The sequence below is a fragment of the Pseudescherichia sp. genome, from assembly GCF_031979925.1.
Taxonomy (GTDB): domain Bacteria; phylum Pseudomonadota; class Gammaproteobacteria; order Enterobacterales; family Enterobacteriaceae; genus Pseudescherichia.
Genome location: NZ_DALZFB010000005.1, coordinates 143,743 through 170,272, shown reverse-complemented (window position 1 = coordinate 170,272; position 26,530 = coordinate 143,743). Strand labels below are relative to the sequence as shown.

General features: G+C 55.9%; 20 protein-coding genes, 1 tRNA gene and 1 riboswitch. Of the genes, 9 read left to right on the top strand and 12 right to left on the bottom strand.

Annotated features, from left to right (window positions below; translation table 11 throughout):
* Nucleotides 1–26: 26 nt before the first annotated feature.
* Nucleotides 27–815, bottom strand: coding sequence for a 4,5-DOPA dioxygenase extradiol (gene ygiD / locus RTM13_RS11080; RefSeq protein ID WP_312212075.1), 789 nt, complete (start codon nucleotides 813–815; stop codon nucleotides 27–29).
* 196 nt (nucleotides 816–1,011) lie between these two features.
* Here ygiD and zupT point away from each other — a divergent pair, with 196 nt between their 5' ends.
* A complete protein-coding gene (gene zupT / locus RTM13_RS11075; protein WP_312212074.1) occupies nucleotides 1,012–1,788 on the top strand; it encodes a zinc transporter ZupT in 777 nt (258 codons plus the stop codon).
* A gap of 53 nt (nucleotides 1,789–1,841) precedes the next feature.
* On the opposite strand, the gene ribB is transcribed toward zupT, so the two are convergent.
* Entirely contained in the window at nucleotides 1,842–2,495 is a 654-nt protein-coding gene (ribB, locus tag RTM13_RS11070; protein ID WP_312212073.1) for a 3,4-dihydroxy-2-butanone-4-phosphate synthase, read from the bottom strand.
* A gap of 106 nt (nucleotides 2,496–2,601) precedes the next feature.
* Nucleotides 2,602–2,762, bottom strand: a riboswitch (FMN riboswitch).
* A gap of 134 nt (nucleotides 2,763–2,896) precedes the next feature.
* Here ribB and ubiK point away from each other — a divergent pair.
* Nucleotides 2,897–3,229, top strand: a complete 333-nt coding sequence (gene ubiK / locus RTM13_RS11065) for a ubiquinone biosynthesis accessory factor UbiK (protein WP_312212072.1) — start codon at nucleotides 2,897–2,899, stop codon at nucleotides 3,227–3,229.
* Between the two features lie 51 nt (nucleotides 3,230–3,280).
* On the opposite strand, the gene hldE is transcribed toward ubiK, so the two are convergent.
* The 3 genes from hldE to RTM13_RS11050 are packed head-to-tail and all read right to left on the bottom strand — an operon-like array spanning nucleotide 3,281 to nucleotide 8,926.
* The gene (gene hldE, locus RTM13_RS11060; RefSeq protein WP_312212071.1) at nucleotides 3,281–4,705 is read right to left on the bottom strand and encodes a bifunctional D-glycero-beta-D-manno-heptose-7-phosphate kinase/D-glycero-beta-D-manno-heptose 1-phosphate adenylyltransferase HldE; all 1,425 of its coding nucleotides are present in this window, start codon (nucleotides 4,703–4,705) and stop codon (nucleotides 3,281–3,283) included.
* 45 nt (nucleotides 4,706–4,750) lie between these two features.
* Entirely contained in the window at nucleotides 4,751–7,600 is a 2,850-nt protein-coding gene (glnE, locus tag RTM13_RS11055; protein ID WP_312212218.1) for a bifunctional [glutamate--ammonia ligase]-adenylyl-L-tyrosine phosphorylase/[glutamate--ammonia-ligase] adenylyltransferase, read from the bottom strand.
* Between the two features lie 24 nt (nucleotides 7,601–7,624).
* Nucleotides 7,625–8,926: an inorganic triphosphatase gene (locus RTM13_RS11050; RefSeq protein ID WP_312212070.1), complete on the bottom strand. Its 1,302-nt coding sequence runs from the start codon at nucleotides 8,924–8,926 to the stop codon at nucleotides 7,625–7,627.
* Between the two features lie 209 nt (nucleotides 8,927–9,135).
* Here RTM13_RS11050 and RTM13_RS11045 point away from each other — a divergent pair, with 209 nt between their 5' ends.
* Nucleotides 9,136–9,753, top strand: a complete 618-nt coding sequence (locus RTM13_RS11045) for a TIGR04211 family SH3 domain-containing protein (RefSeq protein ID WP_312212069.1) — start codon at nucleotides 9,136–9,138, stop codon at nucleotides 9,751–9,753.
* A 67-nt stretch (nucleotides 9,754–9,820) separates the two neighbouring features.
* Nucleotides 9,821–11,062, top strand: coding sequence for a multifunctional CCA addition/repair protein (locus RTM13_RS11040; protein ID WP_312212068.1), 1,242 nt, complete (start codon nucleotides 9,821–9,823; stop codon nucleotides 11,060–11,062).
* Between the two features lie 18 nt (nucleotides 11,063–11,080).
* On the opposite strand, the gene bacA is transcribed toward RTM13_RS11040, so the two are convergent.
* Together bacA and folB are read right to left on the bottom strand one after the other, a co-directional pair.
* Nucleotides 11,081–11,899: an undecaprenyl-diphosphate phosphatase gene (gene bacA / locus RTM13_RS11035; protein WP_312212067.1), complete on the bottom strand. Its 819-nt coding sequence runs from the start codon at nucleotides 11,897–11,899 to the stop codon at nucleotides 11,081–11,083.
* A gap of 107 nt (nucleotides 11,900–12,006) precedes the next feature.
* Complete coding sequence (gene folB, locus RTM13_RS11030) at nucleotides 12,007–12,375, bottom strand: bifunctional dihydroneopterin aldolase/7,8-dihydroneopterin epimerase (protein WP_312212066.1); 369 nt, start codon at nucleotides 12,373–12,375, stop codon at nucleotides 12,007–12,009.
* A gap of 107 nt (nucleotides 12,376–12,482) precedes the next feature.
* Between folB and plsY the strand changes: the two genes are divergently transcribed.
* Nucleotides 12,483–13,115 (top strand): glycerol-3-phosphate 1-O-acyltransferase PlsY, encoded by a 633-nt coding sequence (gene plsY, locus RTM13_RS11025; RefSeq protein WP_312212065.1) that lies wholly within the window; start codon nucleotides 12,483–12,485, stop codon nucleotides 13,113–13,115.
* Between the two features lie 40 nt (nucleotides 13,116–13,155).
* On the opposite strand, the gene tsaD is transcribed toward plsY, so the two are convergent.
* Nucleotides 13,156–14,169, bottom strand: a complete 1,014-nt coding sequence (gene tsaD, locus RTM13_RS11020; RefSeq protein ID WP_312212064.1) for a tRNA (adenosine(37)-N6)-threonylcarbamoyltransferase complex transferase subunit TsaD — start codon at nucleotides 14,167–14,169, stop codon at nucleotides 13,156–13,158.
* A 240-nt stretch (nucleotides 14,170–14,409) separates the two neighbouring features.
* Here tsaD and rpsU point away from each other — a divergent pair, with 240 nt between their 5' ends.
* The 3 genes from rpsU to rpoD all read left to right on the top strand — a co-directional run bounded on the left by rpsU (nucleotide 14,410) and on the right by rpoD (nucleotide 18,504).
* Nucleotides 14,410–14,625, top strand: coding sequence for a 30S ribosomal protein S21 (gene rpsU, locus RTM13_RS11015; RefSeq protein ID WP_001144069.1), 216 nt, complete (start codon nucleotides 14,410–14,412; stop codon nucleotides 14,623–14,625).
* Between the two features lie 136 nt (nucleotides 14,626–14,761).
* Nucleotides 14,762–16,507: a DNA primase gene (dnaG, locus tag RTM13_RS11010; RefSeq protein ID WP_312212063.1), complete on the top strand. Its 1,746-nt coding sequence runs from the start codon at nucleotides 14,762–14,764 to the stop codon at nucleotides 16,505–16,507.
* 149 nt (nucleotides 16,508–16,656) lie between these two features.
* Complete coding sequence (rpoD, locus tag RTM13_RS11005) at nucleotides 16,657–18,504, top strand: RNA polymerase sigma factor RpoD (RefSeq protein ID WP_312212062.1); 1,848 nt, start codon at nucleotides 16,657–16,659, stop codon at nucleotides 18,502–18,504.
* Nucleotides 18,505–18,588: 84 nt separating this feature from the next.
* Here the strand turns inward: rpoD and mug are convergent, their stop codons facing one another.
* The gene (mug, locus tag RTM13_RS11000; RefSeq protein ID WP_312212217.1) at nucleotides 18,589–19,095 is read right to left on the bottom strand and encodes a G/U mismatch-specific DNA glycosylase; all 507 of its coding nucleotides are present in this window, start codon (nucleotides 19,093–19,095) and stop codon (nucleotides 18,589–18,591) included.
* Nucleotides 19,096–19,220: 125 nt separating this feature from the next.
* On the opposite strand from mug, the gene RTM13_RS10995 reads away from it, so the two are divergent.
* Nucleotides 19,221–19,296, top strand: a tRNA-Ile gene (locus RTM13_RS10995).
* Between the two features lie 71 nt (nucleotides 19,297–19,367).
* On the opposite strand, the gene RTM13_RS10990 is transcribed toward RTM13_RS10995, so the two are convergent.
* From RTM13_RS10990 to RTM13_RS10980, 3 genes are read right to left on the bottom strand one after another with little or no spacing between them, the layout of a single operon-like run.
* Nucleotides 19,368–22,616, bottom strand: coding sequence for a DEAD/DEAH box helicase family protein (locus tag RTM13_RS10990; protein ID WP_312212061.1), 3,249 nt, complete (start codon nucleotides 22,614–22,616; stop codon nucleotides 19,368–19,370).
* Nucleotides 22,613–24,007, bottom strand: a complete 1,395-nt coding sequence (locus tag RTM13_RS10985) for a restriction endonuclease subunit S (protein ID WP_312212060.1) — start codon at nucleotides 24,005–24,007, stop codon at nucleotides 22,613–22,615. Before RTM13_RS10985 ends, RTM13_RS10990 begins: the two co-directional genes overlap by 4 nt.
* Complete coding sequence (locus RTM13_RS10980; protein WP_312212059.1) at nucleotides 24,007–26,367, bottom strand: class I SAM-dependent DNA methyltransferase; 2,361 nt, start codon at nucleotides 26,365–26,367, stop codon at nucleotides 24,007–24,009. Before RTM13_RS10980 ends, RTM13_RS10985 begins: the two co-directional genes overlap by 1 nt.
* Nucleotides 26,368–26,530 lie beyond the last annotated feature (163 nt).

Below are 26,530 nucleotides of genomic sequence, written 5' to 3'. Positions count from 1 at the left end.
TACGCTTGCCCGGCCTGTCTATACGATTAACCCACCTGCACCGACAGCATGCTGATGCTGCCCATCTCCATACCTTCAACCGGGATCGTCACCGGCTCTACGCCATCCCACGCGCCGAGCACGTAGAGCAGCGGCAGAAAGTGTTCCGGCGTCGGATTCGACAGCGAGCCGCCCTCGTGTTGCAGATAGTTAACCAGCGGATGCTGCTCCGCTGGCCCTTGCCAGGTCAGGTTAGCCTTCACGTAGTCATTGAACGACTCCGCCCATGCATAGGGCGTGCTCTCCCCGTGCCAGCGCGCAGTACGCAGGTTATGCACCACGTTGCCGCTCGCCACCAGCATAATGCCCTCATCGCGTAGCGTCGCCAGCTTGCGGCCCATCTCAAGGTGCCAGGCGGCGGGCTTAGTGCTATCTATGCTCAGCTGCACCATCGGCACGTCGGCATCCGGATACATCTTGATTAACACGCCCCAGGAGCCGTGATCAAAGCCCCACGCCTCCTTGTCCAGCGCGACCGGGATCGGAGCCAGCAGATCCACCAGCCGCTGGGCCAGCTCGGGAGAGCCGGGAGCTAGATAGTGCGTGTCATATAACGCCTGCGGGAAGCCGCCAAAGTCATGAATGGTTTTTGGCGTCTCCATCGCCGTCACGCCAGTACCGCGGGTAAACCAGTGGGCAGAGATCACCACGATCGCCTTTGGGCGCGGCAGCGTCTGTCCCAGCTCGCCCCAGGCGCGGGTATAGATATTATCCTCCAGCACATTCATCGGGCTGCCGTGGCCCAAAAACAGCGCTGGCATACGAGACGCAGACATGATGATATCCTCAGAAAAAGTGTCATTTTGATAAAACCAGAGTACGCTTTTTTCGGGGGGGATGAACTCAGATAAGCATGATGAAGATCATCAGATAATTTGAATGTAAGAAATGCGTAAATAGCGTTTTACCCTCTCGCTTTGCGGGGCAATAATCAATAATATTAATGAGAATCATTATCAAAAGGAGTTCTTAATGTCGGTCCCGTTGATTCTGACCTTATTAGCCGGCGCGGCCACCTTTATTGGCGCTATTCTCGGCGTGCTTGGCCAGAAGCCTTCTAACCGCGTACTGGCCTTTTCGCTGGGATTTGCCGCCGGGATCATGCTGCTGATCTCGCTGATGGAGATGCTCCCCGCCGCGCTGGGCACCGAGGGGATGTCCCCGGTGCTTGGCTACGGCATGTTTATCGTCGGCCTGCTGGGCTACTACGGCCTCGATCGCCTGCTGCCGCACGCCCATGCCCAGGATCTTATGCGTGCCAGCGTCAAAACGCTGCCGCGTAATATCAAGCGCACGGCGATCCTGCTGACGCTTGGCATCAGTCTGCACAACTTCCCTGAAGGTGTGGCTACCTACGTGACGGCCAGCAGCAACCTTGAGCTGGGGCTGGGCATCGCTCTGGCGGTGGCCCTGCACAACATTCCCGAGGGGCTGGCGGTGGCTGCCCCGGTCTATGCCGCCACGGGCTCAAAGCGTAAGGCGGTGATGTGGGCAGGGATCTCAGGGCTGGCGGAAATTCTTGGCGGCGTGCTGGCGTGGCTGATCCTCGGTAGCCTGGTCTCGCCGGTAGTGATGGCGGCGATCATGGCGGCAGTGGCCGGGATCATGGTGGCGCTGTCGGTGGATGAGCTGATGCCGCTGGCGAAAGAGATCGATCCCAACAACAACCCCAGCTACGGCGTGCTGTGCGGCATGTCGGTGATGGGACTCAGCCTGGTGCTGCTGCAAAGCATCGGCTTTGCAGGCTAGTCAGAAATAACAGAGCCGGGCATGCCCGGCTCTGTTTTATATTGCGTCAGCGCTTAGCTGGCTTTACGTTCCTGCTCGCGGCGGTAGGCCACCAGGTCTTCAATGGTCACAACGGCCATCTCATGGGCTTTAGCAAATTCGATGCACTCCGGCGCGCGCGCCATGGAGCCGTCATCGTTGGTCAGTTCGCAGAGTACGCCCGCTGGCTTGAAGCCTGCCAGGGTCACGAGGTCAATGGTCGCTTCGGTGTGGCCGCCACGGGTCAGCACCCCACCCGGCTGCGCACGCAGCGGGAAGACGTGGCCAGGACGGTTCAGATCGGACGGCTTGGCATCGTCGGCAATGGCAGCACGTATGGTGGTCACGCGGTCAGCGGCAGATACGCCGGTTGAAACACCGGTAGCGGCTTCGATGGTCACGGTAAAGCCGGTGCCGTAGGCGCTGGTGTTGTTCTCTACCATCATCGGCAGGTCGAGCTGTTTACGGCGATCTTCGGTCAGGCAGAGGCAGACAATGCCGCTGCCGTGGCGAATGGTCAGTGCCATCTGCTCAACGGTCATGGTCTCTGCGGCAAAGATCATATCGCCTTCGTTTTCACGGTCTTCATCGTCAAGCACCATTACTCCGCGCCCGTTGCGCAGTGCGTCTAAAGCGTGTTCCACACGTTCGAATGGCGTGCCAAAAGAGGAAAGTAGCGTCTGATTCATGGTAATAAAAAACCTCATTAAAATTATGGTTACCAGAATCAGGGCAGTCTTAGGAGTACCGCAAGCGGCAAAAAAATAACGTGAGCAGGCGTAAACCCGGCTGGATCGTTACTCTCTCCCATCCGGACTTTAACCGTCGGCCCCGGAATTACACCGGATCTGCTGACCTCCATGCATGACATGATGCATCGCACGGAGCGCTCGCGGGCTTTCAGCCTGGGCTGATTTACCGCCGGTGGGGAATTTCGCCCCGCCCTGAGAATAAGCAGATTAACTATAACGCTATTGATTATCCCCGGCAATCCATTCACCGTAACAATTCTGCTTTCACGCGGCATAATCCACGTTACACTATTCCACGCTACACTAATGTTAATACTTACCAGTTCAGGGAAACGACTATGATTGACCCGAAAAAAATTGAACAGATCGCCCGCCAGGTGCATGAGTCAATGCCGAAAGGCATTCGTGACTTTGGTGAGGATGTAGAGAAGAAGATCCGCCAGACGTTGCAGTCCCAGCTGGCGCGACTCGACCTGGTGAGCCGTGAAGAGTTTGATGTCCAGACGCAGGTTCTGCTGCGCACCCGTGAGAAACTGACCGCGCTGGAGCAGCGCATCAGCGATCTGGAGAACCGCCCGGCGACCGCGTCGGCTGAAACTGCTCAGCCGCAGGATCTGCCGAGCGAAGTGAAGCCCGCACCGGCTATTCCGCCGGTGGAGAATATTGACTGACCTTTTAGGCGATATTGCCCGGTGGCGCTAACGCTTACCGGGCCTACGGGATCACTTTTTCTGGATCTTCTTGATGATGTTGGTGGTGGAGCAGCCGTCTTCAAAGTTCAGCACCTGCACGTCGCCGCCGTTAGCCCACACCTCTTTGCTACCCGCGATATCTTCCGGCTTGTAGTCGCCGCCCTTCACCAGCAGATCCGGCAGGATCCCGGCGATCAGGCGCTGCGGCGTATCCTCTTCGAACGACACCACCCAGTCCACGGCTTCCAGCGCGCCGAGCACGACCATGCGCTGCTCAAGCGGGTTAACCGGACGGGTTGGCCCTTTCAGGCGGCTGGTTGAAGCATCGCTATTCACCGCCACGATCAGGCGATCGCCCAGCTTGCGGGCGTTAGCCAGGTAGGAGACGTGGCCCGCGTGCAGGATATCGAACACGCCGTTGGTCATCACCACTTTCTCGCCGCGCTTGCGTGCAGCCGCCACCGCCTGCTTCAGCTCCTCTTCATTCATCACGCCGAAGCCGGTCTCTGAACGACCGCGTACGGCATTCTCCAGCTCGATAGGCGAAACGGTAGAGGTCCCCAGCTTGCCGACCACTACGCCTGCCGCAGCGTTAGCAAAGTAGCAGGCCTCTTCCAGCGAGTTGCCCGCCGCCAGCGTTGCCGCCAGCACGCCAATGACCGTGTCGCCTGCGCCGGTCACGTCATAGACCTCCTGCGCCTGGGTCGGCATATGCAGCGGCGCTTTGCCCGGCTGCAGCAGGGTCATCCCCTGCTCGGAGCGGGTCACCAGCAGCGCAGAAAGCTCGAAATTGGCAATCAGCTTCATGCCGCGCTCGACAATCTCCGCTTCGTTTTTACACTTCCCGGCCACCGCTTCGAACTCGGAGAGGTTCGGCGTCAGCAGCGTCGCCCCACGATAGCGTTCGAAATCGTTGCCTTTCGGATCGATAAGCACCGGCACGTTGGCCTTGCGCGCCAGGGCGATCATCTGCTGCACGCTGGCCAGCGCTCCTTTGCCATAGTCGGAGAGCACCAGCGCGCCGATATTGCCCAGCGCCTGGTTAATGCGCTCGTGCAGCGGCTCGGGATCCACGCCCTCAAAACCCTCTTCGAAGTCGAGGCGGATCAACTGCTGGTTGCGCGACAGCACGCGCAGCTTGGTAATAGTAGGATGGGTCGGAACAGAGACGAAGTCGCACTTGACGTTGACGTCGGCCAGCGTTTTGCTCAGCGCACGCGCTGCGTCATCGATGCCGGTCAGGCCAACCAGGCGCGAGTGTGCGCCGAGAGAAGCAATGTTCATCGCCACGTTCGCCGCGCCGCCAGGCCGCTCTTCAATCGCATCGACCTTGACTACCGGTACAGGCGCTTCCGGTGAGATACGGCTGGTCGGGCCATACCAGTAGCGATCTAACATCACGTCACCGACGACCATCACCCCTGCACGTTCAAACTCTGGCAGCGTTACTTTCATTCCTGTCCCCTCGAAATGCAAAATTTGCGCGCGATAATATCATACTTAATTTTGCGCGCATGGTTTTAGCAGCCACTTCTGCCAGCTGGCGCTGACCTGCTCCCGCTCGCCAGCAAACTCCGTTTCCGGCACGTGACCGGGCTGCTCCTGCAGCGCCAGATGGTGCAACGCATCGCGCAGCGTGGTGTAGGCGTGAGTCAGCGCCTGCGCCTCCTGCTCATCCATAATGTCGTTCTGCGCCAGTAGCTCAAGGATACGCACGTTATCGGACCAGCGTGTCAGCTTTGGTTTCTGGTGAGCATGGCCCAGTACCAGGTACTGGGCGATAAATTCAATGTCAGTAATGCCCCCCGCGTCAGCCTTCAGGTCGAAACGCTCGCGATGCTTGTTGCCGAGATGGGCGCGCATCTTCTCGCGCATCTCCCGCACCTCGGTTTGCAGCTTCTCGCCGTCGCGGGGCGTCATCAGAATGGCGCGGCGAATCTCGTCGAAGCGGGATTTCAGCTGCGGATCGCCGTATACCACCCGGGCGCGAACCAGCGCCTGGTGCTCCCACGTCCACGCCTCATTCTGCTGATAGTCAGCAAAGGCGTCGGCGGTGGTAACGAGCATCCCCGCTGCGCCGGAAGGCCGCAGGCGGGCATCGACCTCATAGAGAATGCCCGACGAGGTACGGGTGCTGAAGAGGTGCATAATGCGCTGGGCGAGGCGCAGATAGAATTGACGGCCATCGATCTCCCGCTCGCCGTCGGTCATCACGTCCGCCGGGCAGTCGTGCAGGAAGACCAGATCGAGATCGGAGCTGTAACCCAGCTCCCAGCCGCCAAGCTTGCCGTAGCCCACCACCGCAAAGCCGCGCCCCTCCCGGTCACGCAGGTGCTTTGGCTGCCCAAAGCGCGCCACCATCTGGGTCCACGCCTGCTGGACCACCGCGTCGATCATCGCCTCCGCCAGCCAGGTTAAATGATCGCTTACTTTCATTACCGGCAGCGTACCGGCAATATCCGCCGCCGCTACGCGCAGTAGCTGGGCCTGCTTAAACTGGCGCAGGGCCTCCAGCTGCTGCTCTTCGTCTTCCTCCGGCACGCGGAGCAGATACTGGCGCAGCTCGTCCCGGTAGGCGTCCATCGCCGTGGGTTGATAGAGCGTATTGGGATCCAGCAGCTCATCCAGCAGCAGCGGATAGCGCGCCAGCTGGCTGGCCACCATCGGTGAGGCGGCGCAGAGAGAGATCAGATGCTTGAGCGCGCCGGGGAACTCGCTCAGCAGTTCAAGATAGGTGGTACGGGTGACAATCCCGGTCAGAAGCGGCATCAGGCGCGCCAGCGGCACCGGCGCGTCGGCACGGGGACAGACCTCGCTAAGCAGGTGCGGCATCAGGTGGTCGAGCACCTGGCGGCCACGTGGGCCAATGGTCCGGCGAGTCAGCTCCCGGCGAAAATCGGCGATCAGCGCCACCACCCGGATACGGTCGCCATCGGAGAGATGGGCCAGCACCGGTGTGGCGTCATCATCTTCCAGCGTGTCCTGCCACAGCTCGCGCCACTGCTCCGACAGCTGCTCGTCCTGGGTGTCGGTATCGTCATCGCCAATCAGCTCATTAAAGACGCGCCGCACGGCGGCCATGTGCCGTTCCAGGGTTTCGCTGAGCGCCTGCCAGTCGGCGACGCCCATTCCCCAGGCCAAACGGGCACGATTAAGCTCGTCCCCCGGCAGGGTCTGGGTCTGCTCATCGTTAATGCTTTGCAGCAGGTTCTCCAGCCGCCGCAGCCAGAGGTAGGCAGCCCGCAGCGTATCGGCGTCTCCCGCCGGCAGGAGATGGAGTTGCTCGATAGCGGCCAGCGTCGGCAGCAGCGAGCGCTGCTGAAGCGACGGCTCACGTCCACCGCGGATCAGCTGGAAGACCTGAACGATAAACTCCACTTCGCGGATGCCGCCCGCCCCCAGCTTGATGTTGTCTTTCAGGCCACGCCGCCGCACCTCACGGGCGATCATACTTTTCATGTTACGCAGCGACTGGATGACGCTGAAATCGATATAGCGGCGGAAAATAAAGGGCCGCAGCATGGTCCGCAGCTCGCTGGCATAGACGCCGTCGTTGTCGCCCATGATGCGCGCCTTGACCATCGCGTAGCGCTCCCAGTCGCGCCCCTGCTCCTGGTAATAATCCTCCAGTGCGGCAAAACTCAGCACCAGCGGGCCGCTATCGCCAAAGGGGCGCAGGCGCATATCCACCCGATAGACAAAGCCGTCCTGAGTGGGCTGGTCCAGCACCTTAATCAGCCTTTGACCAAGGCGGGTAAAGAACTGGGCGTTGTCCAGCTCGCGACGGCCGCCGCGGGTTACGCCGTTCTCCGGCCAGGAGAAGATGAGATCGATATCCGAGGAGAAGTTCAGCTCAAAGCCCCCCAGCTTGCCCATGCCAAGGATCAGCAGCGGCTGCGGCGTGCCGTCGGCGCTGCTCGGCGTGCCCCACTCCCGACAACAGGCGGTGTAGAGCCAGTCGCGGGCGCTGACAATCAGCGTCTCCGCCAGGACGCTAAGCTGCTGGAGGGTGCTCTCCTCTGGCATTAGCCGCAGGGCCTGTGCCCAGGCGATACGCACCATGATACGACGGCGGAACAGGCGCAGCTCGCGCATCAGCGAGGCTTCATCACTGACATCAGCCAGCGCTTGCTGGAGCCATACCGAATAAGACTGCCACTCATCCGCCTGCGGCGGCTCGCTCTCCAGCGCCGTCAGCCACTCGGGATGTGCGGCGACGCTGCCCTGCACAAAATCACTGAAAGTAAGCACTGACTTCGCCTCTGCGCTAAGCGTGGAGGCGGAGAGTGTGTCCGGCAGACGTTCAACAAGGGTCTGCCAGTGCTGCTGAAGCGGCGAAGAGAGCGGCATCATAAGGGGGTTCCTTTGCCTGAGTTAGCGTTTTCCGCTGTGCAGCCAGAACGGCTCCTGCACAATGGCTTCGTTACGGAAGTGTTCAATTTCAATGCGCTGGCGGGTTTTAATGGCGTGCTGCAACCCCTGCCAGTTCTCCAGCCACGCCTGGGCGCGGATGCCGTTGTAGTAGCCCGCCAGCAACAGCATGCTGTCGATGTCGCGCGCCAGGCGCGGGAGCTGGTCCTGGTACTTATCCATCAGCGGCTGGGCAAAGTTACGTTTCAGCTCGGCGGCGTGGCGCGACAGGTTGATGTCAGCAAAGCGCTTAAACGAGTCGTTGATTTTGGCCTGCGCTTTATCATCAAGGAAGGTCCGCCAGGCACGGGTCACCAGCCACTCGGTCAGGGCCAGCTTCGCCGTGGCGATCTCCGGGCTATACACCGCCGTGGCGGCCGAGACCGCTGAGGTAATGGTCGCCTCGGACTGGGTCAGCAGATCGCGTAAACGAGCGCTCGCTTTGCGCGGCACAATGCCGCCAAACAGCATCAGGGTGTGGCGTACCAGCGCGATAGCGGCCAGCGTCTCCGCTTGGGCGTGTTTCTCACCGCGTACCCACAGCTCTTCGTGGTACTGCCACTGGGAGAGAGCCAGCTCCAGCGCCGCCTCCAGCCCCTGCTCCACGCTCGCCTTCGGTGCAACGGTCAGGATCTCCGTCGCCCGCAGCAGGCGCGGCGGGTTGCCTTTCGCCAGATGGTAGCCCCGGGCGGCCTTGCTCAGGCTGCCCTGGCGCAGGCCGGTCTGGGTCACCAGCTGGCGCGCCAGCTTTAATACGTCCTCCGCCGCGCCGCTCAGCAGCTCCAGCTCGAGTTCGCAAATCGGTTCAGCCAGCTCATCGGCCTTCACCTCCCCAAGATCCAGCGCAATCTCAATCCGGCTGTCGCCGACGTTAACCAGCCACTTCTCACGATCGAAGTGAGTGCTGAACAGCGGACTAACGCGCTCGGCAAGATCCGCTGGCAGACCGCCCTCCGGCCACGCCTCCGCCGGGAAGCGGGCAAGATCCAGCTCCGGCTTGTCGATGGCCACGTTGTACTCGGGACGCTGATGCAGGCCGCCCACGGTACGTCCGGCGGTTTTAATCGTCATCTCATAGCGATCCTGCGCGCCGCGAATGCGCAGGCCCATATCGTGGCCGCGCAGCCAGCCTTCCGGCGTCTCGTAGTAGATGTTAAGCAGCGTCGCAGGCGCAACGTGCTCATCCGTAAGGGTATGCAGGTGGGTGCGCAGGGCATCCACGCGGGATGGGTCAACGATAAATTTCAGTTCGATCTCTTGAGTCATGGTCTTGTACTTATGGTTATGTCACATCAGCGGAATTTTCGGCGAACTTACGCCCTCGATGTTTGTCAGTAGATAGTATTTTGCGCCAAATTTCCACGGTGCGGATCGTTTGCGACCCAGATGATTCTGATTGATACCGAATACTTTGCGTCGTCAGACTGATGCCACTACTATCGTTCCACTTTTTTTACGACAACAAATGACTGCTGATGCCTAAATTACGCCTGACCGGACTGTTTTTACTTGTATGCGTTTCTGCCGTGGCCCATGCCGAAGAAAAGCGTTACGTTTCGGATGAATTGAATACCTGGGTTCGTAGCGGCCCGGGTGATAACTATCGCCTCGTGGGTACGGTTAACGCAGGCGAAGAAGTTGCGCTGCTGCAAACCAACGGGGACTCAAACTACGGTCAGGTGCGTGACAGCAGCGGTCGTACCGCCTGGATCCCGCTGAAGGAGCTGAGCAGCGAACCGAGCCTGCGTACCCGCGTGCCGGATCTGGAGAACCAGGTTAAGACCCTGACCGATAAGCTGACCAACATCGACAATACCTGGAACCAGCGCACTGCCGATATGCAGCAGAAGGTTGCCCAGAGCGACAGCGTGATCAACGGCCTGAAAGAAGAGAACCAGCAGCTTAAAAACCAGCTGATCGTCGCGCAGAAGAAAGTGAGCGCCGCGAACCTGCAGCTGGATGATAAGCAGCGCACCATCATCATGCAGTGGTTTATGTATGGCGGCGGCGTGCTCGGCGCGGGGCTGTTCTTAGGCCTGATACTGCCGCACATCATCCCTAGCCGCAAGCGTAAAGACCGCTGGATGAGCTGAACCGGATTAGCCATTTTCTCTACACTTAACGTATCATCAGTTAAAAGTATGTCAGGAGAGTGGCGTAGTGAAGAGTTATCTGGTCGGTGGTGCTGTTCGGGATGCGTTGTTAGGGCTACCGGTTAAAGATAAAGACTGGGTGGTAGTGGGGGCGACTCCACAGGAGATGCTGGATGCAGGCTACCAGCAGGTTGGCCGCGATTTTCCGGTGTTTCTCCACCCAAAGAGCCGGGAAGAGTACGCCCTGGCGCGTACCGAACGGAAATCCGGCTTTGGCTATACCGGCTTCTCCTGCTATGCCGCGCCTGACGTCACCCTTGAGCAGGATCTGCTCCGCCGCGACCTGACCGTTAACGCTTTGGCTCAGGACGCTGACGGTAAGATTATCGACCCCTACCATGGCCTGGCGGATCTCAAGAGCCGCACCTTGCGCCATGTCTCTCCGGCCTTTGGCGAAGATCCCCTCCGCGTGCTGCGCGTGGCGCGCTTTGCCGCCCGCTATGCTCATCTTAGCTTCCGTATTGCCGACGAAACCATGGCGCTGATGCGCGAGATGACCGCCGCCGGCGAGCTGGAGCACCTGACGCCGGAGCGCGTCTGGAAAGAGACAGAAAACGCCCTCGTCAGCCGCAACCCGCAGGTCTACTTTATGACGCTGCGCGAGTGCGGTGCGCTAAAGGTGCTGTTCCCGGAGCTTGATGTTCTGTTTGGCATCCCTGCCCCGGCAAAGTGGCATCCGGAGATCGATACCGGCATCCACGTGCTGATGACGGTCTCGATGGCGGCGATGCTCAGCCCGGATATCGACGTACGCTTCGCCACGCTCTGCCACGATCTTGGCAAGGGCCTGACGCCACCGGCGCTGTGGCCGCGCCACCACGGGCACGGCCTGGCGGGCGTCAAGCTGGTCAGCAACCTGTGCGAACGCCTGCGCGTGCCTAACGAGCTACGCGATCTGGCCAAGCTGGTGGCGGAATTTCACGACCTGATCCACACCTTCCCGATCCTTAAACCGCAGACCATCGTCAAGCTGTTCGACTCCATTGACGCCTGGCGCAAGCCCCAGCGCGTGGAGCAGATCGCCCTGACCAGCGAAGCCGACGTGCGCGGGCGCACCCACTTTGAGGCCAGCGACTATCCGCAGGGGCGACTGCTGCGCGAAGCGTGGGAAGTGGCGAAGGCGGTATCGACTAAAGAGGTGGTGGCAGCAGGCTTTAAGGGGGCTGAGATCCGCGAGGAGCTGACCCAGCGGCGAATTGATGCAGTTGCGAAGTGGAAAGCAACGCGCTGCCCTCAGCCACAGGCGTGAGGGCAGCCGCCTTAACGCTTAAAAGAAGACGACGTAGACCGCCGCCGCCACAATAAAGCGGTAGATAGCAAACGGAATAAACGAGATCCGCTTAATGAGCTGCAGGAAGGTTTTGATCGCCACCAGCGCCACGATGAAGGCGGTGATAAAGCCCACGGCAAACATCGGGATATCAGCAACCGTCAGGAAGTGGTAGCTCTTGTAGAGGTCCAGCGCGGTGGCGCCCATCATCATTGGCACCGCCAGCAGGAACGAGAACTCCGAGGCAGCATAGCGGCTTACGCCCATCAGCATCCCGCCGGAGATAGTCGCCCCGGAGCGAGAGAAGCCCGGCCACAGGGCCAGGCACTGGAAGCAGCCGATCATAAAGGCCTGACGGTAGGTCATATCATCCAGCCCCGGCGCACGCGGGGTTTTCGGCTTCAGGCACTCGGCGGCAATCAGCAGGAAGCCGCCGACCACCAGGGCATACATCACGTTGATAGGGTTGAACAGGCTCTTGATCGTGTCATGGAACACCAGCCCCAGCACCACCGCCGGGATCATCCCCAGCAGGATGTGGATCAGCGTTAAGCGCCCTTTGCCCTCACCCTCGTGCGGCGGATGACCAAAGTGGATGCCGATCAGGCCAAACAGGCGACGCCAGAACATCACCACCACCGCGAGGATCGATCCCAGCTGGATCACCACCTCAAAGGTTTTGGCGGTCTCACCCTCGAACCCCAGCAGGTGACCGACGATGATCATGTGACCGGTACTGGAGACCGGCAAAAACTCCGTTAACCCTTCGACGACGCCCAGAATGGCCGCCACCAGCAGGGAGTGCATATCGCTCATCACTTAAACCCCTAAAAGACATAAAAAAACGGCTTCTGCATCCACAAGCCGCGAAAAGGCACGCTCGTAAGACCCATATAGTGCCGTTTGGTTTAATAATTATAAATTTAAATGTTTTCTTTCAGACTATTGCCACGCTCAATAATAACCCCGACGTTAGCCGCCCGAGCCACCGCCCCCGGCTTGCTCACTTTGATACGCAGCCAGGGCGAGTTGAACCGGCTCAGGAGCAGATCCGCCACCTCTTCCGCCACCCGCTCCACCAGCGCAAAGCGCTGTCCCTCAACGTGGCTCACCACCGCGTCGGCAATATCGGCATAGCTCAGGCAGTCGTTGACGTCATCGCTTTTCGCTGCTGCCCGGTTATCCCACGCCATTTCGATATCGAACACCAGTTTCTGCTCGATAGTCTGTTCCCAGTCGTAAACACCGATCGTGGTGATTACCGAAAGTTGCTCTATAAATACAATGTCCATCACGCACCGTCCGCTTTTTGGCTAACCTGGATACCACTTTCAAAAAATTATGCGTATTATCCACGGATGCTGAGAATAAAACGACATTTTCAAAACGGAACAGCGTTATGAGTGCAATCGCGCCTGGAATGATCCTCCTCGCGTACCTTTGCGGCTCAATCTCCAGCGCCATTCTGGTCTGCCGCATCGCGGGTCTGCCTGACCCTCGCGAGAGTGGCTCCGGCAACCCCGGAGCGACCAACGTCCTGCGAATTGGCGGCAAGGGCGCAGCCGTAGCGGTACTGATTTTTGACGTGCTGAAAGGCATGCTGCCGGTGTGGGGCGCTTACGCGCTGGGCGTCACTCCCTTCTGGCTGGGGCTAATTGCTATCGCCGCCTGCCTGGGCCACATCTGGCCGGTTTTCTTTGGTTTTAAAGGCGGGAAAGGCGTTGCTACCGCTTTTGGCGCGATTGCGCCAATTGGCTGGGATCTTACCGGCGTCATGGCCGGCACCTGGCTGCTGACCATTCTCCTGAGCGGCTACTCGTCGCTGGGCGCGATTATCAGCGCGCTGATCGCCCCGTTCTACGTCTGGTGGTTCAAGCCGCAGTTTACCTTCCCGGTTTCGATGCTCTCTTGCCTGGTGCTGCTCCGTCATCACGACAACATCCAGCGCCTGTGGCGGCATCAGGAGACAAAAATCTGGACCAAGCTGAAGAAAAAGCGCGAAAAAGATGAGGAAGTGAAGGAAGAAGAGTAGGCCCGGCAAGCTGCGCGCCGCCGGGCATTACGGACTGACATTATGCCGCAGGCAGCTCTGCCAGTGGCCAGCGCGGACGCACGCTCACGCTAAGATCGGCCAGGCTACCGGCTTTCAGACGCACCATGCCCGCATAGGCGATCATCGCCCCATTATCGGTACAAAACTCCGGTCGCGCATAGAAGACTTCACCCCGACGCTTCTGCATCATCTCTGCCAGCTTCGCTCGCAGCGTGCGGTTGGCGCTCACGCCACCCGCCATCACCAGCCGCTTAAAGCCGGTCTGATCCAGCGCGCGCTTGCACTTGATCATCAGGGTATCCACCACCGCATCCTCAAAGGCGCGGGCGATATCTGCTCGGGTCTGGTCGTCATTACCGTTGTTACGAATGGTGTTGGCGGCAAAGGTCTTGAGGCCAGAGAAGCTAAAGTCCAGCCCCGGACGATCGGTCATCGGACGCGGGAAGACAAAGCGCCCTTCCGTGCCGTCAGCAGCCATTTTCGACAGCATCGGCCCGCCGGGATAGTCCAGTCCCAGCAGCTTCGCCGTTTTATCGAACGCTTCACCGGCGGCATCGTCAATCGATTCGCCCAGCAGTTCATACTGGCCGATACCGGTCACGCTAATCAGCTGCGTATGGCCGCCGGAGACCAGCAGCGCTACAAACGGAAACTCGGGCGGATTCTCTTCCAGCATGGGAGCCAGCAGATGCCCTTCCATATGGTGAACCGCGATGGCCGGCACGTTCCAGGCGAACGCCAGCGAGCGTCCTACCGTTGCCCCCACCAGCAGCGCCCCGACCAGCCCAGGGCCTGCGGTGTAGGCTACCGCGTCGATATCGCTGGCGGCCAGATTCGCCTCTTTCAGCGCGGCCTGGATCAGCGGCACGGTTTTACGTACGTGATCGCGGGAGGCCAGCTCCGGCACCACGCCGCCGTAGTCAGCGTGCAGTTTCACCTGACTATACAGTTGGTTGGCTAAAAGCCCGTTTTCATCGTCGTAGATGGCGATGCCGGTTTCATCGCAGGATGTTTCAATTCCCAGTACACGCATGGCTATTCTTTACCTCTTTGCAATACCGCGCAGTGTAGGGTCATGGGCGGTGGTTGTAAAACTATTGTTCAACCCAGGTGCAGAGGTCGTGTATACTCCCCCTCCTTATGAGAGCGCCCTTGTAAAAAGGGCTGCGGTGCTTTACAAAGCAGCAGCATTTGCAGTAAAATTCCGCACCATTTTGAAATAAGCTGGCGTTGATGCCAGCGGCAAACCGAATTAATCAAAGGTGAGAGGCACATGCCGGTAATTAAAGTACGTGAAAACGAGCCGTTCGACGTAGCTCTGCGTCGCTTCAAGCGTTCCTGTGAGAAAGCAGGTGTTCTGGCGGAAGTTCGTCGTCGTGAGTTCTATGAAAAACCGACTACCGAACGTAAACGCGCCAAAGCTTCCGCTGTGAAACGTCACGCGAAGAAACTGGCTCGCGAAAACGCACGCCGTACTCGTCTGTACTAATTAGCTGAGGGTGTTGACCCTCAGTTTACAGACAGAGTTGTAGTTGTAAGGCCGTGCTTCCGAAAGGAATGCGCGGCTTATTTTCGTTTATAATCTGACATACCTTAACGCATCACGCTAAAGGTAGACGGGGCCTATGGCTGGACGAATCCCACGAGTCTTTATTAATGACCTGCTGGCACGCACCGACATCGTCGATCTCATCGACGCGCGGGTGAAGCTGAAAAAGCAGGGCAAGAATTTTCACGCGTGCTGTCCGTTCCATAACGAAAAAACCCCCTCTTTCACCGTGAACGGTGAGAAACAGTTTTACCACTGCTTCGGCTGCGGCGCCCACGGCAACGCCATCGACTTTCTGATGAACTACGACAAGCTCGAGTTCGTCGAGACCGTTGAAGAGCTGGCGGCGATGCACAACCTCGACGTGCCGTATGAAGCGGGCAACGGTCCAAGCCAGATTGAGCGCCACCAGCGGCAGACGCTCTACCAGTTGATGGACGGGCTAAACGCCTTTTATCAGCAATCTCTGAACCAGCCAGCGGCTGAACCTGCGCGCCAGTATCTGGCCCAGCGCGGCTTAAGTAGCGAGGTGATTTCACGCTTCGCCATTGGCTATGCTCCTCCCGGCTGGGACAACGTTTTAAAGCGCTTTGGCGGCAACGGTGAAAATCGCCAGTCGCTGACCGACGCGGGCATGTTAGTCACTAACGATCGCGGGCGTACCTACGATCGATTCCGCGAACGCGTGATGTTCCCTATCCGCGACAAACGTGGCCGGGTGATTGGTTTTGGTGGTCGTGTCATGGGCGATGGCATGCCGAAATACCTTAACTCCCCGGAAACCGATATTTTCCATAAGGGCCGCCAGCTGTATGGCCTTTATGAAGCGCAGCAGGATAACGCCGAACCGCCGCGTCTGCTGGTGGTTGAAGGCTATATGGACGTGGTCGCGCTGGCGCAGTACGACATTAACTATGCCGTCGCCTCGCTGGGCACCTCCACCACCGCCGAGCATATCCAGCTGCTGTTCCGCGTCACCAACAGCGTGATCTGCTGCTACGACGGCGACCGTGCAGGTCGTGAAGCCGCATGGCGCGCGCTGGAGACGGCACTACCGTACATGACTGACGGACGTCAGCTACGCTTTATGTTTCTGCCCGACGGCGAAGATCCGGATACGCTGGTGCGTAAAGAGGGCAAAGCGGCGTTTGAGGCGCGGATGGAGCAGGCTCAGCCGCTCTCCACGTTTCTGTTTAACAGCCTGATGCCGCAGGTAGACCTGAGCACCCCGGATGGCCGCGCGCAGCTGAGCACCCTGGCGCTACCGCTGATAAGCCAGGTGCCCGGCGAGACGCTGCGTATCTACCTGCGACAAGAATTGGGTAACAAATTAGGCATCCTTGACGATAACCAGCTTGAACGTTTAATGCCGAAGCAGTCCGAAAGCGGTCAGCCACGCCCGGCACCGCAGCTAAAACGGACTACCATGCGTATACTGATAGGATTGCTGGTGCAAAATCCGGAGCTGGCCCCGCTGGTGCCACCGCTGGACGGTCTGGATCCGGCGAAGCTACCCGGACTTGGCTTATTCGTCCAATTGGTTAACACTTGTCTGTCACAGCCAGGTCTGACCACCGGACAGCTTTTAGAGCAGTATCGCGGCACAAATGAGGCCGCCACCCTTGAAAAACTGTCCATGTGGGACGATATAGCAGATAAGGATATCGCAGAAAAGACCTTCACCGATGCGTTGAACCATATGTTCGACTCGGTGCTTGAGCTACGGCTCTCAGAATTGATCGCGCGGGCGCGGACCCATGGGTTAACCGCCGCCGAGCGCGAAGAGGTGCGTGTGATCAACGAAGCACGGGCCCGAAAATGAATTTAACGGCTTAAGTGCCGAATATCGCTCGGGTAGATCCCGACAGCCGCCTTGAGGGCAGCGGCAAAAATATAAGCACGCCCTCGCTTTAAAGGTTGGCAGCACCACCGCCGACACCAATCAAACGAATTAAGTGTGGATACCGTCTTATGGAGCAAAACCCGCAGTCACAGCTGAAACTTCTTGTCCAACGTGGTAAGGAGCAAGGCTATTTGACCTATGCCGAGGTCAATGACCATCTGCCGGAAGATATCGTCGACTCCGACCAGATCGAAGACATCATCCAAATGATCAACGACATGGGCATTCAGGTGATGGAAGAAGCACCTGATGCCGACGATCTGCTGCTCGCTGAAAACTCAAATAACACGGATGAAGATGCGGAAGAAGCAGCGGCTCAGGTTCTGTCGAGTGTTGAATCTGAAATCGGGCGCACCACTGACCCGGTCCGTATGTACATGCGCGAAATGGGTACGGTTGAGCTGCTGACCCGTGAAGGCGAAATCGACATCGCAAAACGCATTGAGGATGGTATTAACCAGGTTCAGTGCTCCGTTGCCGAATATCCGGAAGCAATCACCTATCTGCTGGAGCAGTACGATCGCGTTGAAGCGGAAGAAGCGCGTCTCTCTGACCTGATCACCGGCTTTGTCGATCCGAACGCCGAAGAAGATCTGGCCCCGACCGCGACGCACGTTGGCTCCGAGCTCTCTCAGGAAGAGCTGGATGACGACGAAGACGAAGATGAAGACGAAGAGAGCGACGACAACAGCGACGACGATAACAGCATCGATCCCGAGCTGGCTCGCGAAAAATTCGGCGAGCTGCGTGCGCAGTACGAAGTCACCCGCGACACCATCAAAGCGAAAGGCCGCAGCCACGCAGCCTCTCAGGAAGAGATCCTTAAGCTCTCCGAAGTGTTCAAGCAGTTCCGTCTGGTGCCGAAACAGTTCGACTACCTGGTAAACAGCATGCGCGTCATGATGGACCGCGTGCGTACTCAGGAGCGCATCATCATGAAGATGTGCGTTGAGCAGTGCAAAATGCCGAAGAAGAACTTCATCACCCTCTTCACCGGCAACGAAACCAGCGAGACCTGGTTCAATGCTGCGCTGGCGATGAACAAGCCGTGGTCCGAGAAGCTGCAGGACGTAGCTGAAGACGTGCATCGTGGCCTGCAGAAGCTGCAACAGATTGAAGAAGAGACCGGCCTGACCATCGAACAGGTTAAGGACATTAACCGTCGTATGTCTATCGGCGAAGCGAAAGCGCGTCGTGCGAAGAAAGAGATGGTAGAGGCGAACCTGCGTCTGGTTATCTCTATCGCTAAGAAGTACACCAACCGTGGCCTGCAGTTCCTCGACCTGATTCAGGAAGGTAACATCGGCCTGATGAAAGCGGTTGATAAGTTCGAATACCGTCGTGGCTATAAGTTCTCGACCTATGCCACCTGGTGGATCCGTCAGGCGATTACCCGCTCTATCGCGGACCAGGCGCGTACCATCCGTATCCCGGTGCATATGATTGAGACCATCAACAAGCTCAACCGTATCTCCCGTCAGATGCTGCAGGAGATGGGCCGTGAGCCGACGCCGGAAGAGCTGGCCGAGCGCATGCTGATGCCGGAAGATAAGATCCGTAAGGTGCTGAAAATCGCCAAAGAGCCGATCTCCATGGAGACGCCGATTGGTGACGACGAAGATTCACATCTGGGTGACTTCATCGAGGATACTACCCTCGAGCTGCCGCTGGACTCTGCCACCACCGAGAGCCTGCGTGCTGCCACGCACGACGTTCTGGCTGGCCTGACCGCCCGTGAAGCGAAAGTGCTGCGTATGCGTTTCGGTATCGATATGAACACCGACCACACTCTGGAAGAGGTGGGTAAGCAGTTCGACGTTACCCGTGAACGTATCCGTCAGATCGAAGCGAAAGCGCTGCGTAAGCTGCGCCACCCGAGCCGCTCTGAAGTGCTGCGTAGCTTCCTCGACGATTAATCGTTACCGTTAAAAGAAAAGCCCTCTCCGGAGGGCTTTTTTATTGGCTACAATTTACGCCGGGTGGCGCTGCGCTGACCCGGCCTACAGTCCCCTTGCCACTAACGCCTGATCCAACTCCTTGTATGACTCCACCAGCTTATCCAGCGTTGCACGGTTTAAGCCGCTGGGGTTCGGCAGGACCCATACCTCGGTGGCACCGATGGTAATGTTCTGTTTCCCCCACGCCACGCCGCGCTGGCTGAATGCCTGCTCAAAAGCTTGCTTGCCGAGGATCGCCAGCGCGTCCGGCTGGTAGTCCTCAATCTTCTTGATCAGGTCCCGTCCGCCGGTACGCAGCTCGTGCAACTCGACCTCACTGGCCTGCACCGTTGGGCGCTCCACCAGCATGGTGATGCCGCAGCGGGTATCCAGCAGCCGCTGCTCCTCTTCCGGTTTCAGCTGCTGCTCCGTAAAGCCCGCCTGGTAGATCACCTTCCAGAAGCGGTTACCGGGATGCGCGAAGTGGAAACCCGTATGTGCCGACGATTTGCCTGGATTGATGCCGCAAAACACCACCCGCAGGCCCGGCGCGAGAATATCGTTTATCATCATTGCTCCAGGTGAATTGTCCAAAATGTAGTTATAACGGGTTGATTATAGGTTGTTTACAAAAGCACCATGCACACCCGAATGACTGGATTGCAGCCACCAGTTACATTATAATCCCTCGCCACGGCCCCTTAGCTCAGTGGTTAGAGCAGGCGACTCATAATCGCTTGGTCGTTGGTTCAAACCCAACAGGGGCCACCAAAAATCAAGGGCTTAGATAAGATATTATCTAAGCCCTTTTTCTTTAGTCTTATTATCAAGCCTATAAAAAATTAGGCCCCTTTCAACATATCAAACACTACTCGTGCAAAACCTTGTGCCAGCACAGGGTTAGACAGGTACTGATCCATCATCGCTTTATGAGCGTCATTACTGTCCATGACGGCATCATCAATGGCTTTCGGGAAATCGCCTAGCATCGCCTGTTCACGCGTATTGTTCGCGATTTGGGTCATTACTGCCTGGTTTTCTGAAAGCTTATCGCGCACTGCGAAAGCATAATTGATCATGTCTTTGTCAGTAAGATTATCGGTAACAAACAGGTCGTTTAAACGAGCCAGAATATTCGACAGAAACTCTTCTTTCTTGTCTTTGGGCTTCGCCGTTCCAACATCATTACCCGGTTTGATTTTGTATTCCGCAGCATCTTCCTGCAGCTTAAGGTGCTGCTCATGGAGCTTCGACAAACGGTAATGGCTCATCTCCACGTTGCTTAAATCAACCTCATCTTCTTCAATACGCTGCTCATGCAGCAGCGGGCGCAGATGACGGGCAAACAGGCTCAGCTTTTCCAGGTTTTTGTCATCGTAATCGACGATCTGCGACATAAATTCGTAAAAACGGACAAAGCTGCCGAGATCTTTCTTGAAGATATCCAGCTTACTTTTTTCTTTTTCGCAGTCCTTGAAGGTATTTTCCGCATTGGTGATCAGCACCACATCACCGGTCTTCTTGGTGCGCTCAAACATCTCTTTGGCCAGCACATACGCATCAATTGCCGAAGTGTAACGCTGCTTCCAGCGCTCAACCGCAGGCTTGCATATATTGCTGATGGCCGCGTTAGACTTGGTCTTGGTGAAGAATGCCTCGCAGAACTGCTCCACTTCACTCCACAGGAAAATGCCGCTGGTACGCAGCTTTTCAAACAGTTCAAAGACGAGCTGTGGATCGCTGACATCTGTGAGTTCCGCTGTCTGATAATACGGCTGAAAAGCACCCAAAATATCGTCTGGCTCGTTGTAGAAATCGAGCACAAATGTGCCTGACTGCACCTTCCCAGGATAGGTGCGATTCAGGCGCGATAACGTCTGCACGCACTCCACACCCCCTAGCGCTTTATCGACATACATGGCGCACAGCTTGGGCTGATCAAAACCGGTCTGGAATTTGTTGGCCACCAGCATTACCTGATAGTCATCGGTGTCGAACGCTTTACGCATATCCCGGCCTTTCAGGCCTGGGTTCATATTGATCTCGGTAAACTTCTGGTTGAGCAGTGCAAGACTGTTGTGATCGTCTTCATGGAACTCCACTTCCCCGGAGAACGCCACCATGGCGCTGATCTTGTCGTACTTTTTCTCACTGATGTATTTATCAAAAGCCAGCTTATAGCGCACAGCAGCTTTACGTGAGCTGGTGACGACCATTGCTTTAGCTTGCCCGCCCAGCAGGTGCATTACATGCTTACGGAAGTGCTCGACAATCACCTTCACTTTCTGCGACACGTTATGATCGTGCAGTGTGACCCACTGATTCAGTTTAATTTTGGCTTTTTTGCTGTCTACTTCCCGATCGGGATCCTCCAACTTTTGCAGCAGCTTATAAGCCACCTTGTAGTTGGTGTAGTTCTTCAGGACATCGAGAATAAAGCCCTCTTCGATGGCCTGACGCATGGAGTAAACGTGGAACGCTTCTGGCTTATTGGTTTTTGAGGCCGGTTCCAGCGGATTAGGCCGACGGCCAAACAGCTCCAGAGTTTTGGCTTTCGGCGTGGCGGTAAAGGCGTAGTAGTTGAGATTGTTGCTGCCTTTACGTGCCGCTACGGTAGCATCCAGAATATCTTCTGAAGACACTACTGCATCATCATCTGCCTCTTCGGTCATCAGCACCTCTTTCAGCTGTCGTGCCGTAGAGCCGCTCTGCGAGGAGTGCGCTTCGTCGGCAATCACTGCGTATTTACGCTGCTTCAGGCTGACGCTGTTTTCAATCGCCTTCAGGACAAACGGGAAGGTCTGAATAGTGACGATAATGATCGGCTGCGAGTTTTCCAGCGCGCTGGCTAGCTTTTCCGATTTAGAACCTTCACCTTCTTTGTTATTGATGCGACCGACGACACCATCCTGATGTTCAAACTGATAGATGGTATCCTGGAGCTGATCGTCGAGCACGGTGCGGTCAGTTACCACAATCACCGAGTGGAACTGCTTCTCGCCCTTCTCATCGTGCAGGCGGGAGAGCTGATGGGCCGTCCAGGCGATGGAGTTGGATTTGCCCGATCCTGCACTGTGCTGGATTAAATATTTATTACCGGTGCCCTCTTCAATCGCCGCCGTGACCAGTTTGTTCACCACATCCCACTGGTGATAGCGTGGGAAGATCAGGCTCTCGCTTTTGTACTTCAGGCCAAGGGCGTTTTCTTTCTCTTCGATTTTCAAATGCACAAAGCTGGCAAGAATTTTTAGCAGGTTGTCCGGCAGCAGTACCTCATTCCACAGGTAACTAGTGGCATAGTCGTTTTCATCTTCCGGAATATCATTCCCTGCCCCACCGTCATGCATACCTTTGTTAAACGGCAGGAAGAAAGTTTTATCCCCGTCGAGTTTGGTCGCCATAAACACTTCGTACTGGCTGACGGCAAAGTGCACAAGCGCACCGCGTTTAAAGGTCAGCAGCGGCTCGGGTTTATTGGTCCCGGGATCTTTTGGCAAACGCGTTTTCTTATACTGAGATATGGCGTTTTGTACCGTCTGCTTAAATTCAGACTTCAGCTCCAGAGTCGCTATCGGCAGGCCGTTGACGAACAGCACCAGGTCGATGCGCCATTTCTTCGCCTTGACGCCCGTTTCTTCAAAAGCGGCTTTTGACGCGTGTGGACTATAAACCAGCTCCGGCACGATGCGGCAGATATTCTGTTTGTAGCGTGTCAAAGTTTCCGGATTGAGGTTATGTTCCGGCTTAAACTGGCACAGGTTAAAACGCGCATTATGGCTTTTAATACCGTGACGCAGCACGCCGAGCGTGCCGTAGGTGCGTGACAGCATATCGGTAGCGTTGATATCCGCTTTTTTCAGCTGGGCCACCAGCGCATTAAGGAAATGACGCTCGGTATCGGTAGGATAAATTTTAGCAAACTTCTCCCACTCCTGCGGCTGCGTGGTTTGCACAAAGGTCAGCGCGTCCTCCGAGTACAGCGCACGTTCGCGATCGTAGCCGGTAGTTTTGCCAAAAACCCAACCTTTATCAACCATCTGAGCGATCATCTCATCCTGAAAAATCAGCTCCTTAGTGCTGTCCATGCTCATGCGGTGGCCTCCTGTGACTCCTCAACGTCCTGCGTGTCAGGCGCAATCCAATCGCGGACGTCGATTTTTCCGGTGACGGCGGCGGAGATAAGGGCGGTACGGCGTTCCTGGAGAAGAGCAACTTGCCTATTAGATAAATTCATCAATGAATCAAATACACTTGTTTCATTTTTAATAAATGCAATCAGCTGCTGAGTTTCATCTTCAGGAGGTAATGCAACAAAAAGTTCTTTTATTGTATCTTGCCCAATATTCTGCATAGAGTGACTCGCACCACTTGCAGATAGTTCTACTTGCTTTCGAACCATAGGTGTTCTGATAAATTCAGATATAAAGTATGGATTGACAGGGTCTTCAAATTTTAATCTGTATAATTTATCGCAAAGAATAAGGTTGTCATAGTCCTTTTCTACAACTGCACTGCTGCCTACTAACTCCTTCGTATTAGCTCTGGATATTAGCAAATCATCTTTCTTAACCAAGTATTGCTTTTGTGGTTCAAGGTTTGAGGGCAACGCCTTATGTTCCAGAGGATTGAAATCTCCCGTATTCACGCAACCTACTTTGAGAACACCATACTCATTACCTTCAGATAATCGAGCCTCACATTGCGGGCTCCAACCTTGCTCGAAGACATTAATTAAATATTTCAGCTTTATAACATCCCAATTCTCCGGTACTTTCCCCAACCACTCTACACCAGAATCTTTCATCGGCACATTAGGGTTTAGCCCTTTGGTAACGGCATGGCTAATCACTGCCTGACGTTTTTCTTTCAGTAGTTCAATCAGTTGCTGTTGCTTCTCGATCAGACTATCGATTTTTGCGGTTTCGTGCTTGAGAAAATTTACTATTATTGATTGCTCTTTTACACGTGGGAGCCCAAATTTAAAATTATTTAGGATGTCTGAAGGCACCCTCTTCAATCCACCAGCACCGGTCATAGCGCCTTCAGCTATGGACATGAAGTTATCTTCCTGGAGACGATAAAATAAGAAATCATTGTTTATGATATCATTGCAACGTAAAACATAGATTTCAGAAGAACCAAAGCCTATGCCATTATGCAAATCATGCGCAACAACCATGTTTTTATTTTCGAAGCATGGTGTAACCTTTGCAATTAGGATGTCTTCATTTTCAAAATATGTATATCCATTATACATATCGGAAACATCTTTTACTTCATCTAAAATTAACGAATTGAACTTGAGCTTTTCCATCGGAATAAAGCTACACATCCCTTTCATTTGTTCTATGCTAATGCATGATTTAGAAGGATTTAGTTGAGCTACATGTTTTATTGCTAACGTAGGCCAATGATCTGGAATTTCTCCCAGCCACTCAACCCCAGAATCCTTATACTCCGGATACGCCTTATACTTAGCCATCAGGAATGTACCTCCTGCAGCAGCTTCATAATCTCGGCGCTGACCGCATCCAGGTCGGCATCAATCTCTTCCAGCGAACGCGGTGGCTGATAGACATAGAAGTGGCGGTTAAACGGAATCTCGTAACCGACAATCCCCACTTCATTATCTTTCGCGTCGCGCTTATCAGCGTTAATCCACGCGTCAGCCACATGCGGCAGCACTTCCGCTTTGAAGTAGTTTTCAATCAGATCGCTGGTAGACAATGCCGGGTTCAGTGGCACGTTCTCGTTATCACGCAGGTCTCCATCTTGTTCGAACTCAACAACCTTGCCTTTGTATTCAAACGCACCGTATAACGGCTGAGCGGCTTCTTTGAGCACCTTCTTCACCACCGGCTCGGCATCCGGGTTTTTCGTGGTGATGGCATCGATAAACTGTTTGTTCTCTTTCGCATCCAGCTTCACGCCAGCGGTTTTAATGGCCCCTTTCAGGGTCAGTTGGAACTGATTGAAGTCGTTGCTCACCAGCGTTCTGCCACCCGCCTGTGTACCCAACGCGGTCTGAATCTGCTGCGCTTTCGTTATTAACTCGCGCTGCGCCAGCCACAGTTTGCTGTCGAGCAGGTCTTTAATCTGCTTCTCTTTCAGCTCAGCAAATTCAGCTTTGATGATGGCGCGCGCTTCTGCCTCCAGCTTGGAGAAATCACCATAGGTGTCCTCCTGCCACTGGGCAGCGAACTCGTCATACAGACGTTCCATAGGTGCGTTAAACGGCTTCGGCGCAAAGCGCAGAGTCGCAATCGCTTCATCCGTCACCTGGGCAGATAAACGCAGCGGGCGCTCAACGGTCAGGCGGCGATAGCCAAAGTCAGTGCTGTTAAAGATTTTGCTGGCGAAGGTTTTCGGCGCTTCGGTTTTGGCAGTGGCGGACTGCCGGCCACGGTTAGATTTTTGCTCGGCGGCTTTTTCCAGACCAAGCTCTTCCAGAGAAGTAGCATCTACCACCTCAAAATCACCGAAGGTCTGGGTAATGAGCTTGATATCATCCTCACCCATCAGGTTGCGTTTAGAGCCCAGCGATTTACGCATCTTGCCGCACAGGTTGGTGCCATCAATCAGCTGGACTTTACCTTTACGCGCGGGTGCTTTCTTGTTCGACAGGATCCAGATGTAGGTTGCAATGCCTGTGTTGTAGAACATATCGGTCGGTAGCGCGACGATGCCTTCCAGCAGATCGGCTTCAAGGATGTAGCGACGAATTTCACTCTCACCGCTGCCGGCTCCACCAGTAAATAACGGCGAGCCGTTGAGGATAATCCCGATACGCCCACCGCTATTCACGCTGCCATCCACATTGTGTCTGTCGCGCATTTTACTGATGAGATGCATCAGGAACAGCAACGAGCCGTCGGAGACGCGCGGCAGGCCCGGGCCAAAACGACCGTTAAACCCTTTCTGCGAATGCTCGTCGTTGATCTCACCCTCAATCTTTTTCCAGTCCACGCCAAACGGCGGGTTAGAGAGCATGTAGTCGAATTGATCCTGCGGCAACTGGTCATTAGAAAGGGTGTTCCCCAGCTTAATGCGGCTGACGTCCTGGCCTTTAATCAGCATGTCGGCTTTACAGATAGCGTAGGACTCCGGGTTCAGCTCCTGACCGAAGGCACGCATCACCGCTTTGGGGTTTAGCTCATGCACATATTCCATACCGGAAGAGAGGAAACCGCCTGTCCCGGCCGTCGGGTCGTAAATGGTGCGGATAATGCCATCTCTTGTCAGCGCGTCATCATCTTCCATAAACACCAGCGAGGTGGTTAAGCGTACAATATCGCGTGGGGTGAAGTGCTCCCCCGCCGTCTCGTTGGAGCTTTCCGCAAAACGACGAATTAGCTCTTCGAATACCAGGCCCATGTCATGATTGGAAATGGCTTTAGGACTCAAATCGGTAGTGGCGAACTTCTGCACTACTTTATAGAGCAGGTTGGCATCTTCCAGCAGGCCAACAAACTCGCTGAATTTGAAGTGTTCAAAGATTTCACGCGCATCCTTTGAGAAAGACTGCACGTAGCTCTCAAGGTTGGCTTTAATGTCGTTCTGCCCCATCTTGCCAAGGTCCATCGCGGAGGCGTTGAAGAACGTCAGACCGCTCGCACGCAGCAGGAACTTCTCTTTGGCTTCTTCAGAATACGAACTGCTTTTCAGTTCTTCAGCTTTTGCCACCACGGCATCTTTGGTATCCGCCAACACGCATTCAAGACGGCGCAACAGCGTAAAGGGGAGGATCACGCGTCCATACTGGGATTGCTTAAAATCACCGCGAAGCAGATCGGCAACCGCCCAGATGAAGGCTGCGGTTTGAGAGAAGTTAGTGTTAGACATGGAAATCCTTGGAAGAGATCACAGCCAAAGCGCAAAGGTGCCCAGGCAAAAATTCAGTTTTTGAACGCATTGCGCAAAATAATACCCCTAATGGAGCCTACAGGAAACGCTTAAGGGCAAAGAGTTAGGCAACTATTTAAACCAAAAATTTGACTATTTTTTG